The following is a 17,094-nucleotide window of genomic DNA, read 5'->3' as shown; positions in this document are numbered from 1 at the left end:
GGGTTGAATCATGAAAATAAAACGTTTTTTTGCTAAAGATATGCGCACAGTACTTAAAGAAGTTAAAGACGAATTAGGTGTTGATGCGGTTATTATGTCAAATAAAAAACTAGCTAACGGTGTAGAAATTGTAGCAGCAGTAGATTATGACAAAGCAGCCCCTAAAAAAGAGCAGGCACTTAGCACTCCAGCACAAAGCTCAACAAAAACACAGCCAGTGCATAATTTTGTAAAATCAGAGCCTCTTCGCGCTAAACCAGAGCCACAAGCGAAAGTAGCCGATAGTCTTCAGGCATTATTAGAGCGTCAAGCCCCACGCCCTCGTTCTGCAGAATTGGCTTCTATGTTTTCTCAATCAGGTATTGATACTACAGACAACTACCAAGAGCCAGTTCAAGAGCAGCGTCCTCGTCCTATGTTCACTAATGAACGTCAAGCTTCAGCGCGTCCGCAAACACAAGCAGACAGCCTTGGATTTGATGATTTAGAAAGTGGTTTTGATGATCTTGACAGTCCAGTGACACCTCGCCAAGAAACTAAGCATACTGAAAGTGAGCAAATTTCGTCAATGCGTGACGAAATGAATGCCATTCGTCAATTGTTAGAACATCAAGTGTCAGGGCTTATGCAACAAGACATGGCAAGACGCGATCCTACTCGTGCATGCATGATTGATCGTTTAGTCGGTATGGGAATAGATAAAGATGTTGCTGAGCAAATGGCGTGCTTTGTTCCTGACGATGTATCTCGCCAGCAAGGTTGGAAAGCACTTTTAACAATGGTTGAAGATCAGATGCAGACAACCAACAACGAGATTTTACGTCAAGGCGGTGTATACGCCTTAGTCGGCCCAACGGGTGTTGGCAAAACAACAACCGTTGCTAAATTAGCTGCACTTGGCGCACAAAAATACGGTGCAGACAAAGTCGCTTTAATCACAACAGACACATACAGAATTGGTGCTTATGAGCAACTCGCCACTTATGGCCGAATTATAGGTTGTGGTGTTAAGCAAGTTAAAGATGCTAATGAATTAGCTGAAGTTTTATATCATTTACGAAATAAACGACTAGTATTAATTGATACTGCGGGTATGAGCCAGCGCGACTTGCGCTTAACTGAGCAACTTAATACGCTAATGCGTAATCAGCGTGTTGATATTCGTAGTTATTTAGTGCTCAGCGCAACATCGCAAATACATGTGTTGCAAGAAACCGTTAGGCACTTTAAAAAAGTGCAGTTAAGTGGTTGTATATTCACCAAATTAGACGAATCTTTAAGTTTAGGTGAGATTATTAGTATAGCGATTCAAAATCGCCTTCCAATAGGGTATCTTACTAACGGTCAACGAGTACCAGAAGATATTCGAGTTGCAAATGCTGAAAAACTAGTTAAAAAGGCTGAGCAACTCTATTTAAAAAGAGCAAAAGCACAACATTCAAGGCACCAAGCAGTGGCGCCAAGCACAGTAGGGATGTATGATTAACACAGTATTAGATCAAGCAAGTGGCCTGCGCAAAATGAGTCAAAACAATAACAACGGCGTAAAAGTTATCGCTGTCACTGGCGGTAAAGGTGGAGTAGGAAAAACAAATGTTTCTCTGAATACTGCAATTGCATTAGGCCAGCAAGGTAACAGAGTGTTGGTTCTTGATGCCGATTTAGGCTTAGCAAACTGTGACGTTATGCTAGGACTACGTGTTGAACGTAACTTATCACATGTTTTATCTGGTGAATGTGAACTTGATGAAATTTTAGTTGAAGGCCCCGCAGGTATAAAGATTGTACCCGCAACGTCAGGCTCTCAAAGTATGGTTGAATTGTCGCCTTCAGAGCACGCGGGACTTATACGGGCTTTTAGTGAATTAAATACAGAATTTGATATTTTAATTGTCGACACAGCCGCAGGTATTTCAGACATGGTGCTGAGTTTTTCTCGCGCGGCACAAGACGTCATGGTTGTTGTATGCGACGAGCCCACATCGATTACAGATGCTTACGCGCTCATTAAAGTGTTGAGTCGCGAGCATGGTGTATACAAATTTAAAATTGTTGCAAATATGGTCCGTAGTATGCGTGAAGGGCAAGAGTTATTTGCTAAACTTTCCAAAGTGACCGATCGTTTTTTAGATGTATCAATGGACCTGGTCGCAACGGTTCCCTACGACGAAAATATGCGCAAAGCAACGCGTCGCCAAAAAGTTATTGTAGAGCTTTTTCCTAATTCGCCGGCGGCACTTGCGTTTCAAGCTTTAGCAACAAAAGCAGTTAAATGGCCAATACCTAATCAACCATCAGGTCATCTGGAGTTTTTCATAGAGAAACTAGTAAACGGCTAATTATGACAACATTGGTGAATAAAGTTATGGGATATCAATCAGCACAAAATTTAAATGTGATTGTTGAAAAACATGCATCACTTGTCAAAAAAGTGGCATGTCATCTTATAGCGCGTTTACCAGCCAGCGTGCAGCTGGACGATTTAATACAATCAGGAATGATAGGTCTGATTGAAGCATCTAAAAGTTTTGATGCAACCAAAGGGGCTAGCTTTGAAACTTTTGCGGGGATTCGTATTCGTGGGGCAATGCTTGACGAGATGCGACGTGGCGATTGGGCACCCCGTTCAGTGCATCGTAAAAGCCGTTTGGTGGCCGAAACAATTGCTTTTTTAGAAAAAAGCTTAAACCGTGAGCCGACAGATATAGAAGTTGCTGAAAAACTTGAAATTTCGTTAAATGAGTACCATCATATCTTAAACGATGTAAATGCAAGTAAAGTACTCGGTATTGAAGACCTTGGTGTTGATGAAGATGCCATCAGTCCAGTGGGCCAAGATTTAGCGCTAGACAAACCGTTTAATAATGTTAAAAATGAGCGGTTTAACGAGTCTTTATTAGGTGCAATAAAATCTTTACCAGAACGTGATGCAATGGTGCTGTCTTTGTACTATAACGATGAAATGAATTTAAAAGAAATAGGGCATATACTCGATGTAAGTGAATCGCGTGTAAGTCAAATACATGGTCAGGCGATGATTAAGCTTAAAGCTAAAATCAATGACTGGATAAATTAGTAGTAAGTAAACAAGGTTAAGACCTCACTGGGGGATGTTTTGGATAAAAACATGAAAATTCTGGTTGTTGACGATTTTTCAACAATGAGACGTATTATTAAAAATCTGTTGCGTGACTTAGGTTTCACTAATGTTCAAGAAGCAGACGATGGGTCAACCGCTTTGCCAATGCTACAAAATCAAGTATTTGATTTTGTTGTTACCGATTGGAATATGCCAGGAATGCAGGGTATAGACCTACTAAGAGCAATACGTGCGGATGATAAGCTTAAACACATTCCAGTATTGATGGTAACGGCTGAAGCTAAAAAAGAACAAATTATAGCGGCAGCACAGGCAGGTGTTAATGGTTATATCGTTAAGCCATTTACTGCTGGAACACTCAAAACTAAATTAGAAAAAGTATTTGAACGTTTAGGCTAATGATAGGGGGAGAGGCTTATGTCAGCACTTGCTGCGCCTCAAATAACTTTAGAACAAGCTCGTCAGCTCGTTGTTTTTCTAGAAAACGGTGAGCAAGACAAAGCCAATCAGTTAATTTTAGATACCGCTTCTAAGGAGCAATCTGAAATATTTGCTGAGGTTGGAAAGTTAACCCGTCAATTGCATGAAGCTTTAAAAAGCTTTGAGCTAGACACTCGCTTATCTGACTTAACTACCGATGCTATTCCAGATGCAAAAAAACGGCTCAATTATGTTATAGAAATGACAGAAAATGCCGCGAATAAAACAATGGATGCTGTTGAGGCTAGCCTACCAATTGCTCAACAGTTGGCAGACGAAATATCTCATATCAAACCGACATGGGATCGCCTAATGAATCGAGAGATTGAGTTAGGGGAGTTTAAATCGTTATGCCACAGCATTGATAAGTTTATGAACAATTCTCATCATAAAACTGATGAGCTGCAAAGTTTGATGACTAATGTACTTATGGCACAAGACTATCAAGATTTAACCGGACAAGTTATTCGCCGAGTTATTGAGCTTGTTAGAGAAGTTGAAGAAAGCTTAATTCATCTTTTGACAGCCTTCGCTGATCAAAGCGAAAGTAAAGCCGAAAAAATAGAACAACAAAAAACAAATGAACCATTAGACGAACAAACTTTAGCAGGTCCAGAAGGCCCTATTATTGATAAAGAATCACGTAATGATGTTGTATCTGATCAAGATGAAGTCGATGATCTTTTATCAAGTTTGGGCTTCTAAGAGGAGAGTAACTGCATGTTTGAAGTCGATGAAGATATTTTACAAGACTTTCTTGTAGAGGCAGGAGAAATCCTAGAGCTTTTATCTGAACAGTTAGTTGAGCTGGAAAACAATCCAGAGGACACCGAATTACTCAATGCCATATTTAGAGGGTTCCACACTGTAAAAGGTGGTGCTGGATTTTTAGCTATGACCGAGCTCGTTGATGCATGTCATGGCGCAGAGAATGTGTTCGATCTGCTTAGGCAAGGCGTACGAACGGTTAATTCAGAGTTGATGGATGTAATTTTACAAGCTCTCGATACGATTAACGAGATGTTTGCCACCATTCAAAATCGTGACAAACCAGAACCCGCCGATCCTGAACTTCTTGAAACCCTTCATAAACTAGGTTTACCTCCAACAGAAGAAGAGCTTGCTGGTGACTCACCAGTTGATTCAACTGAAGAACCTCAAGCCGAGGTTATTGATGCCCCAGTTGCCGAGGAAGCCTCAGGAACTGATGAAGAAGATCCGTTTGCATTTGACGAGCTATTTAGCGGTGGAACAGTTGAACAAAGCGATGATGAAACTCAGATTGACGAAATAACAGAAGATGAATTTGAAAACTTACTAGACGAATTACATGGAAAAGGTCAAAGTCCAGTAGCTGAAAGCGCGTCCAGTAGTAGTGATGTCAGTGGAGACATTACAGATGATGAGTTTGACAACTTACTTGATGAACTTCATGGCGTTGGAAGCTTTGGTGCTGTTGCGGCCAGTGAGCCTGTAAAAGAGCAAACAGCAAGTAATAATTCTGCAGAAAGTTCTGCAACGCCTTCAACAAGTTCACCTGCAAGTGATTCTAGCGATGATGAAATTAGCGATGATGAATTTGAAGCATTGCTTGACGAGCTTCATGGTTCAGGTGCTCCTAAATCAATAGAGAGCCCTGCAGCTCCAGAGCCGAAGCCGGCGGCAAAACCCGTGGCTAAAGTAAGTGAGCCTGTCAAAAAGCCTGAACCTGTTAAAGCAGCAGCCCCAAAACCTGTTCAAAAGCCAGCAGACAAACCGGCAGCAAAACCTGTAGCAAAAGCGGCTCCAGCGCCAGCAGCTGTGAAAAAGCCAGCTCCTCCGCAAGCAGAAACAACAGTGCGAGTTGACACAAAACGCCTAGACCAAATAATGAATATGGTGGGTGAGTTAGTACTTGTTCGTAATAGGTTGGTAAGTTTAGCCACTAACTCAGAAAGTGAAGCAATGGGTAAAGCCATTTCTAACCTAGATGTAGTGACTGCAGATATTCAAGGTGCAGTAATGCAAACGCGAATGCAGCCAATTAAAAAGGTATTTGGCCGCTTCCCTCGCGTTGTTCGTGACTTAGCACGAAGCCTCAATAAAGATATTAGCTTACAGCTTGTCGGTGAAGAAACCGATTTAGACAAAAACTTAGTTGAGGCACTTGCAGACCCGCTTGTTCACTTAGTTAGAAACTCAGTTGACCACGGAATAGAAATGCCAGCTGATCGTGAAGCAGCAGGTAAACCTCGGACGGGTAATGTAACACTTTCAGCGTCTCAAGAGGGAGATCATATTTTGCTTACCATCAAAGATGATGGTGCGGGTATGGACGCAGAAAAGCTCAAAAAGATAGCGATTGGTAAAGGGGTAATAGATCACGATCAAGCAAGTCGTTTATCGGATACTGAAGCATACAACTTAATATTTGCACCAGGATTTTCTACCAAAGAAGAGATCTCTGACATCTCAGGCCGTGGTGTGGGAATGGATGTTGTAAAAACTAAAATCACTCAACTTAATGGCTCAGTGAGTATTCAGTCAGAGCTAGGTGTTGGTACAATTTTAGAAATAAAAGTACCGTTAACACTTGCGATATTACCAACCTTGATGGTTGTAGTTGGCGAACAAACATTTGCATTACCATTAGCAGGTGTAAGCGAAATATTCCATTTAGATTTAACCAAAACAAATGTTGTTGATGGTCAATTAACCATTATTGTACGTAAGAAAGCGATACCGCTATTTTATCTTGAGCATTGGTTAGTTAAAGGAGCAGATCGCACTCAGCGCAAAGCGCAAGGTCATGTTGTTATTGTTCAAATAGGTACTCAGCAGGTTGGTTTTGTAGTTGATTCTTTAATAGGTCAAGAAGAAGTTGTAATTAAACCTCTTGATGCTCTTTTGCAAGGTACTCCAGGTATGGCAGGCGCAACTATTACATCAGATGGTGGAATTGCACTAATTTTAGATGTTCCAAATATGTTAAAACACTACGCTGGCTAAATCATAAAGTAGGTACACACAAGATGTGTACCTACGTATAAATTTAATAAGAGAGCTAAATGGCCGTAAAAGTTTTAGTTGTTGATGATTCGAGCTTTTTTCGTCGTAGAGTAAGCGAAATCCTTGAACAAGACAGCGACATACAAGTTATAGGTTTTGCCATTAATGGCAGAGAGGCTGTAGAAAAAACGGCTCAGCTTCGTCCTGATATGATCACGATGGATGTAGAAATGCCTGTGCTTGATGGTATCAGTGCTGTTAAAGAGATAATGGCAAGTAACCCCACGCCAATCTTAATGTTTTCCTCTTTAACCCGTGCTGGCGCAACAGCAACACTTGATGCGCTTGATGCTGGAGCGATGGATTTTTTACCTAAAAAGTTTGAAGATATTGCACGTAATAATGAAGATGCGATAAAGCTCCTTCAAGCTAAAGTCAAAGAAATTGGTAATAAGCGCATTCCTAGAGCCTTTAAGCCAATAACACACCAGAAACCAGCGGCACGCTCTGTGCCTGATAAAACCAGTAATACTGGGTCTTCAATCAGGCAACCAGATAGAAGTTTTCAGCGTTCAACAACCGCATCGACATTAACAAAAACACAAAACAACGTACCAACTCGTGCAAGTGGCAAGCAATACAAGCTTGTGGCTATCGGTACATCTACTGGTGGTCCTGTTGCTTTACAAAATGTGCTTACGCAATTACCCGCTAATTTTCCGCATCCCATTTTACTTATCCAGCATATGCCTGCTGCTTTTACACCGGCATTTGCAGCTCGTTTAAATGGATTGTGCAAAATAAAAGTAAAAGAAGCACAGCAAGGTGATCGTCTTGATGCTGGAACTGCCTATTTGGCTCCTGGCGGGCAACAAATGATGGTTGAAGGTCGAGGTGGTTCTAAAACATTGCGCGTTTTTGAAGACAATAGCGAACGAATCACTTATAAACCCAGTGTTGACGTTACATTTGCAAGTATTGCAAAAGCTTATCAGGGAGATGTTTTAGCTATTATTTTAACCGGCATGGGGGCTGATGGTAGAGATGGCGCAAGAATGTTAAAACAAACTGGCGCCACTATTTGGGCACAAGATGAAAAAAGCTGTGTTGTTTATGGTATGCCACAAGCTGTTGCTAATGCGGGGCTTTCAAGTGAGAGTTTAGCGCTTGACGATATTGCAACGCGGATAAAAAGTGAAACCGGTTGTGGATAAGCTTTCTGTACTTGGTTTAATTGTTGCACTAAGTGCTATAGCAATTGGCTATCATTTAGAAGGTGGTGTGATTGCAGCACTTTTTAATGGCCCTGCGCTTATTATAGTACTAGGTGGGACAGTAGGCGCTGTAATGCTGCAAACGTCTACTAGTACCTTTAAAAAAATGCTTAGAATGAGTCACTGGGTATTTGTGACTCCCAGTTACAATATTGATGATGCAATTGAGCAAGTTAAACGTTGGTCTCATAAAGCGAGACAAGAAGGATATTTGGCATTAGAGGATGAGGCCCTAACTCACTCAGATGTATATGCAGCAAAAGGGCTGAGTTTACTTGTTGATGGCGGTTCAGAGCAGAGGCTACGTGATACGCTTGAAATAGATTTAATGCTGGAGCGTGAGCGTTTGCTTGAAGCTGCACGTGTATACGAAGCAATGGGCGGTTATAGCCCTACCATCGGTATTTTAGGAGCTGTTCTTGGGCTCATTCAGGCTATGTCTTTTATTACCGATCCGCAATTGCTTGGCGCTGGAGTTGCAACAGCCTTTATTGCAACGATTTATGGGGTGGGGTTAGCTAATTTATTATTTTTGCCAATGGCACATAAGCTCAAGCAACGTGTAGAAGAAAAGATGCTTTACCACGAAATGCTTGCAGAAGGGATAATTGCAATCAGCGATGGCCAAAGCCCAATGAACATTGAGCTAAAGTTAGAAGCTTATCGTGTTGAACGGCCAAGCCTAGTGGACGCATAAAAATGATGCGTCGACGATTTGGTCGCTCGGCCCATAAAAACCAGCATACAGAGCGCTGGTTAGTATCTTATGCGGATTATATGACCATTATGTTTGCCTTCTTTGTTGTAATGTATGCGATTGCGATTAACAAAGAAGAAAACTTCCAAATTTTATCCGATTCCCTAGAGCAAGTATTCGACAAGTCGGCTCGTGTTTATTCTCAGCAAGGTACGGGGGTAGATGGTACTGGAATACTTACTGATAGGGTTACTCCTGAAGATGAATTGCTGTATGGCGAAAGTATCAACAAGGAAGAGCAAGGCCCAGAGTTGTTAGACGGCCAAAGTGAGACAAGTAATATACAGCAAAAATATTTAGGAAAACCACTTGATAGCTTATTAACGAAACTTCAGTCAGCGCTTATTGATGAAATACGTGATGGTGAAGCCAATCTAGAATTGCATCAAGATTGGCTCATAATAGAACTGAGTTCAGGTATGTTATTTTCAAGTGGTAGTGCAGTTGCTCATTCTAGAGCAAAACAAGTTGTTAAAATTGTAAAAGATATTATCGCGCCAGTGGATAACTATATACGTGTGCGTGGATATACAGATGATGAAACAATTAAAAATGAAATATTTCGCTCTAACTGGGAGCTTTCTGTCGCTCGCGCAACTTCAATACTTGTTGAGCTTGAAGCACTTGACATAAATTCGGCCCGAATGGCTATTGAAGGGTATGGACAGTATTCACCCTTTGCACCTAACGACACAGATGAGGGCCGAGCTGAAAATAGAAAAGTAGTAATAGCGTTATCTAAATATGGGTTGCCAGAAGAGAAAAATAATTCAGCAGAAGAGCCAATAGTTGAGGCAGTAGCGCCTGAGCCAGAAGTAGAATTACCGTCAGACGATGACACAATAAAAATTATTCGTTTACCACATGGTGGAATTCGTATTACAACTCGCAATGAACAGTAACTAGGATATGATGTGAAGATTTGGACTGTAGCCAACCAAAAAGGTGGCGTTGGTAAAACAACGACTGCGGTCAGTCTTGCTGGTACTTTAGCACTGCAGGGTAAACGTGTATTACTAATAGATACCGATCCTCATGCGTCTTTAACGTATTACTTTGGTATTGATTCTGAAGATTTAGAAGTCAGCGTTTACGATATTTTCGCTCGTGGAACTAGTATGCAAAGTGAGGAAATACTTCAAGCATTGTGCCCATCCACTCTCGAAAATTTAGATATATTACCTGCTACTATGGCTATTGCTACATTAGATAGAAGCATGGGCAATAAAACAGGCATGGGGTTAATTTTAAAAAAGACGCTTGCCAAAATAAGCGAACATTACGATTATGCTATTTTAGATTGCCCCCCTGTTTTAGGGGTTTTAATGGTTAATGCATTGGCTGCGAGTGAGCGCATTTTAGTCCCTGTTCAAACTGAGTTTTTAGCGCTTAAAGGCTTAGATAGAATGATGCGTACAATGGAATTAATGCAGAGCTCACAAGCGAAAAGTTACGAATATACTATAATACCTACAATGTACGATAAAAGAACGAAGGCATCACTCGAAGCCTACAAAACGTTACAAAAAACCTACGGTAATAGAGTTTGGCCAGGTGTTATTCCCGTAGACACAAAACTAAGAGATGCAAGCTTAGCACAAAAAGTACCCATAGAATTTTGTCCTCGCTCTCGTGGTGTATTTGCTTATAAAGCATTATTAGATTATTTAATTGAACAAGGTTAATGAATGAGTAAGCAATTATTTGCTAATGAAAAAGTAATGACTCAGTACTTAGGTGCCTTACTTTGCGAAGAAGAGCTTGCCAGTGACTTAGAGCCCGTAGCAAAACTTTTAGAAAGTATACCGGGTGACTTGCCAAGCGAAGAAGCCACTCATGAAAGTCAGAAGCCAGTTACTAAAGTTAAAGTAGTGGCTGAGCAGGGATCATCATCGTTAGATGATACGCATGAAGTTAAAGAAGCAGAAGCTACAACACCGAAAGTTAACGTCATTGAAACGCCAAAAGAGACAACGAGTACAGACCTTAAAATAGCAAAACAGAAACAATTAAATCTTTCAAATAACAGTGAGTCAGATTACTTTGACGGCGAATTTCAGGCATTGTTCTTTGAAGTTGCAGGACTTACGCTAGCAGTCCCGCTTAAAGCTCTTGGCGGTATACATCAATTAGGTGAAGTGAATCACCTGTTTGGTAAACCAAAGTGGTTTAAAGGCGTTATGCTTAATCGTGATGAAAAGCTCAATGTTGTAGATACAGCACGCTGGGTTATGCCAGAGAAGTACGATGAAAAACTTGAGGCATCACTTGATTATCAGTATTTAATAACTTTAGGAGATAGCCAATGGGGATTATTAGCTGAGAAGCTTATAAATAACATTACATTGACAAAAGAAGATGTAAAATGGCGTACAGATCAAAGTAAGCGCCCATGGCTTGCCGGGGTTATTAAAGAAAAAATGTGTGCTTTAATAGATGTAGACAATTTAAATACGTTATTAGAAGAGGGCTTAGATAGCCGTCAGTAGTAATGACCATTATGGGGTAACAGCATGAACCAAGAGAAATTACTGTCAGAAAATAAAAATGCAGATAATAATGATGAAATATTACAGTGGGTTACTTTTAAACTAGAAGAGGAAACCTACGGTGTTAATGTAATGCAAGTTCAAGAAATACTGCGTTACACCGAGATTGCACCAGTCCCTGGTGCGCCTTCTTATGTAATAGGCATTATTAACTTACGTGGTAATGTAGTAACCGTTATTGATACACGTGCTCGATTCGGTTTGTCAGCAGCTGATGCAACTGATAACTCACGTATATTAATTATTGAAGCTGAAGAACAAGTTATAGGCATTTTAGCTGATAGCGTTTCTGAAGTTGTATACCTGCGTAGCTCTGAAATTGACAGTGCGCCAAATGTGGGTACTGAAGAAAGCGCTAAGTTTATCCAAGGTGTCTGTAATCGAGATAATGAGCTTCTTATTTTAGTTGATTTAAATAAGCTACTTAGTGATGACGAATGGGATGAGTTAAGCGATTTATAAGCTTTACCAGATAAACTATGCTGTTACTTAGTATTGCTGTAAGCGCGTTAGCGGTAGGTCTTATATCGTTAACGCTTATTATTGCATTTAAAAATAAACACACCAGCGATGTTGCTGATGTACATCAAAAACTTAAAGAATGTGCAGAACAAGTTCATATTTTAAGAAGCGAGGCCGCTGAATTAAGAACCGGTTTACTCAGTATCGGCAAGCGAGTTCTAGAGGTTGAGCAACAAAACCAAGATTTACTGCAGCAGCAATCGGCTCAAAAATACGATGATCCTGATGCTAAGATTTATTCCCGTGCTGTGAAAATGGTTGAGTTAGGTGCAGATTTAGACGAAGTTATTCGCGAGTGTGAGTTACCAAGGGCTGAGGCCGAGTTATTGTTTTCGTTGCACAAAAAAAAAGGCGCTTAGCGCCTTTTTTACACACATAACATCGTACTTAGACTTTAAAAACTATACTTCACACCAAACATTGCCACTACAGGGTCAAGCTCAACTGTTGATGTTAATGCTTTTGCATTGTTAGCGTACACAGTTGCATCTGTATCAATATCCATTATAGAAACCATTGCGTGGAGTCCCCAGTGATCATCCATTTTATAATTAGCCCCTACTTGTACTAAAAACCCTAAAGAGTCATCAAGCTCAACTTTAACATCGTCTGTACCAAGGGTTGTTTTAAGAGCTTGCGAAGGCTGTTCATCAAAAAAGGTTGTATAATTAACACCAACACCTATGAATGGTCTAAGCTGATAGCTTGTATCTAAAAAGTGATACTGTGCCACTAACGAGGGGGGCAAGTGTTTAATGTTAGCAATTTTATTACCAGCCAGGCCGCCTGTTCCATTTACATCATGAGAGAATGGCGTAGCAGCAATCAATTCTAATACCCAATTGTCATTAAATGCATAGTCTACCGTAATACCTAGCTGAGTATTCGAATCACCTTTTAGACCTAATGAAGGGGCTTCGTTAATTGCAGAGCCACTGTTATCTGGGTTAACGTTAATAGCGCCCAGATTTACGCTGAAGTTAGCGTGTGCAGCTGGAGAGAGTGCTAATAAAGAGGTTAATAGTGCAATGCTAATTTTGGTTTTCATGTTGTTCTCCAAGAACTACTTTTTGATTGACGCCATTATTACGCTTAACAAATATGGAAAACCTGTTCTAGATCAAAGTTTCAAAAATGATTGAACGTTGAAAAGTATTTTATTGATTTAGATTAATTTTGACGCTGTTTCGTAACAGCAATGATTGACAATCTATATAAGTAATAATCATCAGAATGTATAAAAGCTGACATCTCTTAGTCATACTCTCACTATTTAATAATGCCTTACTTAGTAATAAAGGTGTTAAAAAATGTCTTTAGTTGTTTCACAACAAGCAGTCACTTCTCAAAGGTTAAACGCCGAATTAATAAAGAAACTACAAACGCTTATCAAATTTAAATCAGTGACGCCGAATCAAGCCGGCGCAATAGATTGGCTGGTTGAGCAGTTATGTGAGCTAGGTTTTTGCTGTGAAAAGTTTACGAGTAGTGGTGTCACTAACTTAATTGCGCATATTAAATTCAATGAGGGACCGTGTGTCGCTTTTTCAGGGCACATTGATGTGGTTCCCGCAGATAATGGTGACTGGCTAACCCCTCCGTTTGATGGAAGAATAATTGATGGGGTAATTTACGGAAGAGGTGCCGCTGATATGAAAGGGGGTGTCGCAGCTATGCTAACTGCCACAAAAAAATTAATAAATAACACATCATCAAAAGTGGGGACTTTTTATTGGCTCATTACCTCTGATGAAGAAGGCGAGGCTGAGTTTGGCTCTGCGCAAATAGCCAATAAGCTTTCTTCAAATGGGGTTGTTTTAGACGGATGTATTGTAGGCGAGCCAACGAGTTCGACACATGTTGGCGATACAATTAAAAACGGTCGACGCGGTGCACTTTCAGCACGTATTCTGGTAAAGGGCAGGGCAGGTCATGTAGCTTATCCTCAAAATACCATTAACGCCGCACATATTAGTGCCAAAATAGTCAATAAACTGAGTGAACAAGCGTGGTACTTAGATGACGCAGGCTCAAAAACAACACTGCAAGTAACAGGCATAAATATTGACAATGTGGTCGATAATTTGGTCCCTAGTCAATGCGAAATAACATTTAATATTCGCTATAGCCATAGGTACAGCAGTGAAAAAATTAAATCAATATTGAGCAATTCGTTGGATGCATTTTCACGTTACACAACGATTAATTGGGAGCGTCCATGTGAACCATACTATACCCAACCTAAGAGTAAGTGGAGTTTAATTACTTGTGTTGAACAGGCCATACATAGTCAAACTGGAAACTACCCAGTTCTAAGTACCAGTGGTGGCACATCTGACGGTCGTTTTTTTGCTAACAGCCATACTCAAGTAATTGAATGTGGGCTAAGAAACCATACAATTCATCAGGTTAATGAGCACGTCTCTATTGATGACTTAATAAAAGTTGAAGCAATTTATTATGACTTACTTTCACGTATTTATATAGAACGGTAATGTTAGTTTTCAAATAAAACCCAGATAGTGGCGAGGGTAACCTCGCTTCAATTAGCTTAAGTATCGCTTTGCTTTGTTATCTTTAACATTTTGCAAGTCCACCAATACTAAACCATCAATGCAATTGTTAAAGTCGGGATCTACGCTAAAACTTAAAAATTTTACTCCACCAGGCTTACATAGCTCTGTATATTGTTTAAATAAAGTGGGAACTTGCGCACCCATATTAGCAAGCACATGCTTTAGTTCTACAAAGTCTTCTTTAACGTCGTTTTTGCAAAAAATCATGTCACACTGCGCAAGTTCATGTTCGCTTAGTTTGAATTCATTGTTTGGAGTCGCAAGTACTTCATCGGTTTTATAATAATGCTGATAGTAATACACTAGCATGGCCTTTGCCGGGTCAGGTAACGTATTAGACACGCTAACAGCGCCAAATAAATAACGATATTGTGGGTAGTTTTTAACATAAGCGCCAATGCCGTACCATAGGTAATCTAGGCTTTTACGCCCCCAATATTTTGGTTGAACAAAGCTACGACCAAGTTCAATTCCTTGCTCTAGGTAGGGGCCCATTTCAGTGCTATAAGTAAATAAACTGTCGGTATACAGCCCTTTACGGCCATGTTTATCAATTATTTCTTTAGCGCAAGCTAGCCTATACGCGCCTACCAGCTCTAATTGTGTTGGGTCCCAAAGAACTAAGTGTTGATAGTCCATATCGTACTTATCAATATCACGGCGTTTTCCACTGCCTTCACCTACAGCTCTAAAAGCTATTTCTCTCAACCTACCTAGCTCTCTAAAAATAGGTGAGCTACCCGTATATTGATATAAATGAATATGCATACCATCTTGTGTTTCCCCCAGAAGCTGACACGCATCTATTGCTTTTTTAAGCTCTTTCCTACACTCAGGAACAGCAATAGGAGTTTGTGTTTTAAGTGGTAAGGTTTTTTTAGTTGTTAGGCGATACAGTTGCTTTCGTATTAAATTAACAATCTCTTTATCTTTTAAATTTTCTATGAGGTATGACGCTGGAGGAATAGACGCACCAATTTCAAACTCTAACGATTTCTGGCGTTGTTTAAACATTTCTTTTACTAGTAACAAGCTTGCTAAGGGTTTGTAAATTATTGAAGTCCCATAAAATAATGGGCTGTTTTTAGCTTTTATATAAATAGGTAATATAGGGCAATTGGCTTTTTTTGCCATGCGCAAAAAACCGCTGTTCCATTTACAATCTTTGATACCTGTAGGGCTCAGCCGTGATACTTCACCAGCGGGAAATATCAATAATACCCCCTCATTTTTTAAATGCTGGTGAATATTATAAAGCTCTTGTTTTTTACTTGTGCCAGATAAGTTATTTACAGGTAAAAGTAAGTCGTGCATTGGAGTCACCGACATGAGCATACGGTTAGCAACAACCTTTAAATCTTTTCTTACGCTTGAGATCACTTTAATTAATGCAAGCGCATCTAAAGAGCCTATAGGGTGGTTTGCAACAATAATTAATTTACCTTCGCTAGGAATATGCTCTATTTGCTTTGGCTTGTAACGTGTATCAAAGTTAAGCTCATCGAGAACTTGTTCAACAAATTCTAGCCCTTGTAAATGAGGGTAGGTGTCGGCAAAGGCCACAAACTCTTGTTCATGTAGTAAATAGCCTAATCCCTTTTTTACTAGGCTTTTTACTTTTGGTGAGCTTTCTAATTGTGGTAAGTTTGCTGCAATTACTTTATCAACACTGATCATACAAGCCTCTTTTTAATTTAGCACGACTGCCATATCTGTAGAGTAAAAAAAGGGTGTGACAGTTATTTTGCAGTTGTGTGACCTTTTAAAGTGTAAAGGGTGCCAAGTGTTGATTAGTCAGTATGGATTTTATAAAAACTTATTTGGAAGTAACTATGTCGGTATTAGTAGCAATTACAGGTCGAGATAACACAAAGTTAATAGCGCAATTACAAGCCCGATTACCCTCTACAAAAATACAGCAGTGGCCAGATTGCAATAACCTAGAAACTATTGATTTTGTATTAGCATGGAAAGCACCGCATGATATGTGGGCAAAGTTGCCAAACCTTAAAGCGGTATCGTCATTTGGTGCGGGTGTAGACAGTATTGATTTAAATTTGCTTGGTGATGACGTAGATGTGGTGCGTATAGTTGATGAAAAATTGGCACAAGATATGGCCGAATATGTGCTTACGCATGTTTTAGCGCAAAAATTGCGATTAAAAGAATACTTTATTAAGCAAACGCAGCACCAATGGAAGCCCAAAAGGGCTTATCAACAAAACAATGTAGGTATTTTGGGATTTGGGGAGCTAGGCAAAGCATGTGCGAATCGACTTATTGCCAATAACTTTACTGTAAATGCTTGGGCTCATACACATAAAACCAGTAATACAGTTAATTTATTTTATGGCGAACAAGGGCTTCAAAATATGCTTAGCAACATTGATTATCTAGTCTGTTTGTTGCCATTAACCAAAAAAACGAAAGGTATTATCAATAAAAGTACAATTAGTATGCTGCCTAATCATGCTGTTATTATTAATGTTGCACGAGGAGAGCATGTTATAGAAGCGGATTTACTTAAAGCCTTAGAAGAGAATTCGCTTCGGGCTGCAGTCATTGACGTGTTTGAACACGAACCCCTTAGTAAAGAACACCCTTATTGGCAGCATGATAAAATAACCCTTACACCGCATTGTGCAGCATTATCAGATATAAACAGTGTTGCAGCACAAATAGCAGAAAACGTTGAACGCTTGCAGCAAGGTATTACTTTAAATAATCGAATAGATAGAACGAAAGGATATTGATAAATATTTAAAGAAACAGCTTGTTAACATATGTAATTTTTATTAATGTTGTATATGTTCTCAACAATAAAAATATAAAGAGGGTGAAATGAAAA

17 protein-coding genes are annotated in these 17,094 nt (G+C 39.8%); 15 read left to right on the top strand and 2 right to left on the bottom strand.

The window, feature by feature from the left end; translation table 11 throughout:
* Positions 1 to 10 precede the first annotated feature (10 nt).
* The 13 genes from flhF to MTF67_RS00740 are packed head-to-tail and all read left to right on the top strand — an operon-like array spanning position 11 to position 12,029.
* The gene (gene flhF / locus MTF67_RS00800; RefSeq protein ID WP_248518466.1) at positions 11 to 1,486 is read left to right on the top strand and encodes a flagellar biosynthesis protein FlhF; all 1,476 of its coding nucleotides are present in this window, start codon (positions 11 to 13) and stop codon (positions 1,484 to 1,486) included.
* On the top strand, positions 1,479 to 2,339 hold the full coding sequence (locus MTF67_RS00795; protein WP_006792753.1) for a MinD/ParA family protein: 861 nt from the start codon (positions 1,479 to 1,481) through the stop codon (positions 2,337 to 2,339). Before flhF ends, MTF67_RS00795 begins: the two co-directional genes overlap by 8 nt.
* A gap of 26 nt (positions 2,340 to 2,365) precedes the next feature.
* Positions 2,366 to 3,076, top strand: a complete 711-nt coding sequence (locus MTF67_RS00790; RefSeq protein WP_008132612.1) for an RNA polymerase sigma factor FliA — start codon at positions 2,366 to 2,368, stop codon at positions 3,074 to 3,076.
* Between the two features lie 39 nt (positions 3,077 to 3,115).
* Positions 3,116 to 3,499, top strand: coding sequence for a chemotaxis response regulator CheY (gene cheY, locus MTF67_RS00785; protein ID WP_008132609.1), 384 nt, complete (start codon positions 3,116 to 3,118; stop codon positions 3,497 to 3,499).
* 18 nt (positions 3,500 to 3,517) lie between these two features.
* Positions 3,518 to 4,285, top strand: coding sequence for a protein phosphatase CheZ (locus MTF67_RS00780; RefSeq protein WP_006792756.1), 768 nt, complete (start codon positions 3,518 to 3,520; stop codon positions 4,283 to 4,285).
* A gap of 15 nt (positions 4,286 to 4,300) precedes the next feature.
* Positions 4,301 to 6,568, top strand: a complete 2,268-nt coding sequence (locus MTF67_RS00775) for a chemotaxis protein CheA (RefSeq protein WP_039036593.1) — start codon at positions 4,301 to 4,303, stop codon at positions 6,566 to 6,568.
* A 59-nt stretch (positions 6,569 to 6,627) separates the two neighbouring features.
* Positions 6,628 to 7,782: a chemotaxis response regulator protein-glutamate methylesterase gene (locus MTF67_RS00770; protein ID WP_010555920.1), complete on the top strand. Its 1,155-nt coding sequence runs from the start codon at positions 6,628 to 6,630 to the stop codon at positions 7,780 to 7,782.
* Entirely contained in the window at positions 7,775 to 8,539 is a 765-nt protein-coding gene (locus MTF67_RS00765) for a flagellar motor protein (protein ID WP_006792759.1), read from the top strand. Before MTF67_RS00770 ends, MTF67_RS00765 begins: the two co-directional genes overlap by 8 nt.
* A 2-nt stretch (positions 8,540 to 8,541) precedes the next feature.
* Positions 8,542 to 9,501: a flagellar motor protein MotB gene (locus MTF67_RS00760; RefSeq protein WP_039036594.1), complete on the top strand. Its 960-nt coding sequence runs from the start codon at positions 8,542 to 8,544 to the stop codon at positions 9,499 to 9,501.
* 12 nt (positions 9,502 to 9,513) lie between these two features.
* A complete protein-coding gene (locus MTF67_RS00755; RefSeq protein WP_006792761.1) occupies positions 9,514 to 10,284 on the top strand; it encodes a ParA family protein in 771 nt (256 codons plus the stop codon).
* A 3-nt stretch (positions 10,285 to 10,287) separates the two neighbouring features.
* Positions 10,288 to 11,088 (top strand): chemotaxis protein CheW, encoded by an 801-nt coding sequence (locus MTF67_RS00750; RefSeq protein WP_039036595.1) that lies wholly within the window; start codon positions 10,288 to 10,290, stop codon positions 11,086 to 11,088.
* A 24-nt stretch (positions 11,089 to 11,112) separates the two neighbouring features.
* A complete protein-coding gene (locus MTF67_RS00745) occupies positions 11,113 to 11,610 on the top strand; it encodes a chemotaxis protein CheW (RefSeq protein WP_006792763.1) in 498 nt (165 codons plus the stop codon).
* 17 nt (positions 11,611 to 11,627) lie between these two features.
* A complete protein-coding gene (locus MTF67_RS00740) occupies positions 11,628 to 12,029 on the top strand; it encodes a DUF2802 domain-containing protein (RefSeq protein WP_006792764.1) in 402 nt (133 codons plus the stop codon).
* 35 nt (positions 12,030 to 12,064) lie between these two features.
* Here the strand turns inward: MTF67_RS00740 and MTF67_RS00735 are convergent, their stop codons facing one another.
* Positions 12,065 to 12,718 (bottom strand): OmpW family outer membrane protein, encoded by a 654-nt coding sequence (locus MTF67_RS00735; RefSeq protein ID WP_039036596.1) that lies wholly within the window; start codon positions 12,716 to 12,718, stop codon positions 12,065 to 12,067.
* A 262-nt stretch (positions 12,719 to 12,980) separates the two neighbouring features.
* Here MTF67_RS00735 and dapE point away from each other — a divergent pair, with 262 nt between their 5' ends.
* Entirely contained in the window at positions 12,981 to 14,165 is a 1,185-nt protein-coding gene (gene dapE / locus MTF67_RS00730) for a succinyl-diaminopimelate desuccinylase (protein ID WP_039036597.1), read from the top strand.
* Between the two features lie 51 nt (positions 14,166 to 14,216).
* Here dapE and MTF67_RS00725 read toward each other — a convergent pair whose 3' ends face one another.
* Positions 14,217 to 15,923: a lysophospholipid acyltransferase family protein gene (locus MTF67_RS00725; protein WP_039036598.1), complete on the bottom strand. Its 1,707-nt coding sequence runs from the start codon at positions 15,921 to 15,923 to the stop codon at positions 14,217 to 14,219.
* A 155-nt stretch (positions 15,924 to 16,078) separates the two neighbouring features.
* Between MTF67_RS00725 and MTF67_RS00720 the strand changes: the two genes are divergently transcribed.
* The gene (locus tag MTF67_RS00720) at positions 16,079 to 16,999 is read left to right on the top strand and encodes a glyoxylate/hydroxypyruvate reductase A (RefSeq protein ID WP_039036599.1); all 921 of its coding nucleotides are present in this window, start codon (positions 16,079 to 16,081) and stop codon (positions 16,997 to 16,999) included.
* Positions 17,000 to 17,094: the final 95 nt, after the last annotated feature.

Origin of the sequence: Pseudoalteromonas sp. 2CM32C, assembly GCF_023161925.1 — a bacterium.
In the GTDB taxonomy this organism is placed as follows: Bacteria; Pseudomonadota; Gammaproteobacteria; order Enterobacterales; family Alteromonadaceae; genus Pseudoalteromonas; species Pseudoalteromonas marina.
This window is presented reverse-complemented; position numbering and strand designations above follow the sequence as displayed.

Bases quoted from the DNA above. Each gene is read 5' to 3' on its own strand.
- MTF67_RS00740 (WP_006792764.1), top strand. From the start codon at position 11,628: ATGCTGTTACTTAGTATTGCTGTAAGCGCGTTAGCGGTAGGTCTTATA.
- MTF67_RS00780 (WP_006792756.1), top strand. From the start codon at position 3,518: ATGTCAGCACTTGCTGCGCCTCAAATAACTTTAGAACAAGCTCGTCAG.
- MTF67_RS00745 (WP_006792763.1), top strand. From the start codon at position 11,113: ATGAACCAAGAGAAATTACTGTCAGAAAATAAAAATGCAGATAATAAT.
- MTF67_RS00735 (WP_039036596.1), bottom strand. From the start codon at position 12,718: ATGAAAACCAAAATTAGCATTGCACTATTAACCTCTTTATTAGCACTC.
- MTF67_RS00770 (WP_010555920.1), top strand. From the start codon at position 6,628: ATGGCCGTAAAAGTTTTAGTTGTTGATGATTCGAGCTTTTTTCGTCGT.
- MTF67_RS00750 (WP_039036595.1), top strand. From the start codon at position 10,288: ATGAGTAAGCAATTATTTGCTAATGAAAAAGTAATGACTCAGTACTTA.
- MTF67_RS00775 (WP_039036593.1), top strand. From the start codon at position 4,301: ATGTTTGAAGTCGATGAAGATATTTTACAAGACTTTCTTGTAGAGGCA.
- MTF67_RS00790 (WP_008132612.1), top strand. From the start codon at position 2,366: ATGGGATATCAATCAGCACAAAATTTAAATGTGATTGTTGAAAAACAT.
- MTF67_RS00795 (WP_006792753.1), top strand. From the start codon at position 1,479: ATGATTAACACAGTATTAGATCAAGCAAGTGGCCTGCGCAAAATGAGT.
- MTF67_RS00760 (WP_039036594.1), top strand. From the start codon at position 8,542: ATGATGCGTCGACGATTTGGTCGCTCGGCCCATAAAAACCAGCATACA.
- dapE (WP_039036597.1), top strand. From the start codon at position 12,981: ATGTCTTTAGTTGTTTCACAACAAGCAGTCACTTCTCAAAGGTTAAAC.
- MTF67_RS00720 (WP_039036599.1), top strand. From the start codon at position 16,079: ATGTCGGTATTAGTAGCAATTACAGGTCGAGATAACACAAAGTTAATA.
- MTF67_RS00725 (WP_039036598.1), bottom strand. From the start codon at position 15,923: ATGATCAGTGTTGATAAAGTAATTGCAGCAAACTTACCACAATTAGAA.
- flhF (WP_248518466.1), top strand. From the start codon at position 11: ATGAAAATAAAACGTTTTTTTGCTAAAGATATGCGCACAGTACTTAAA.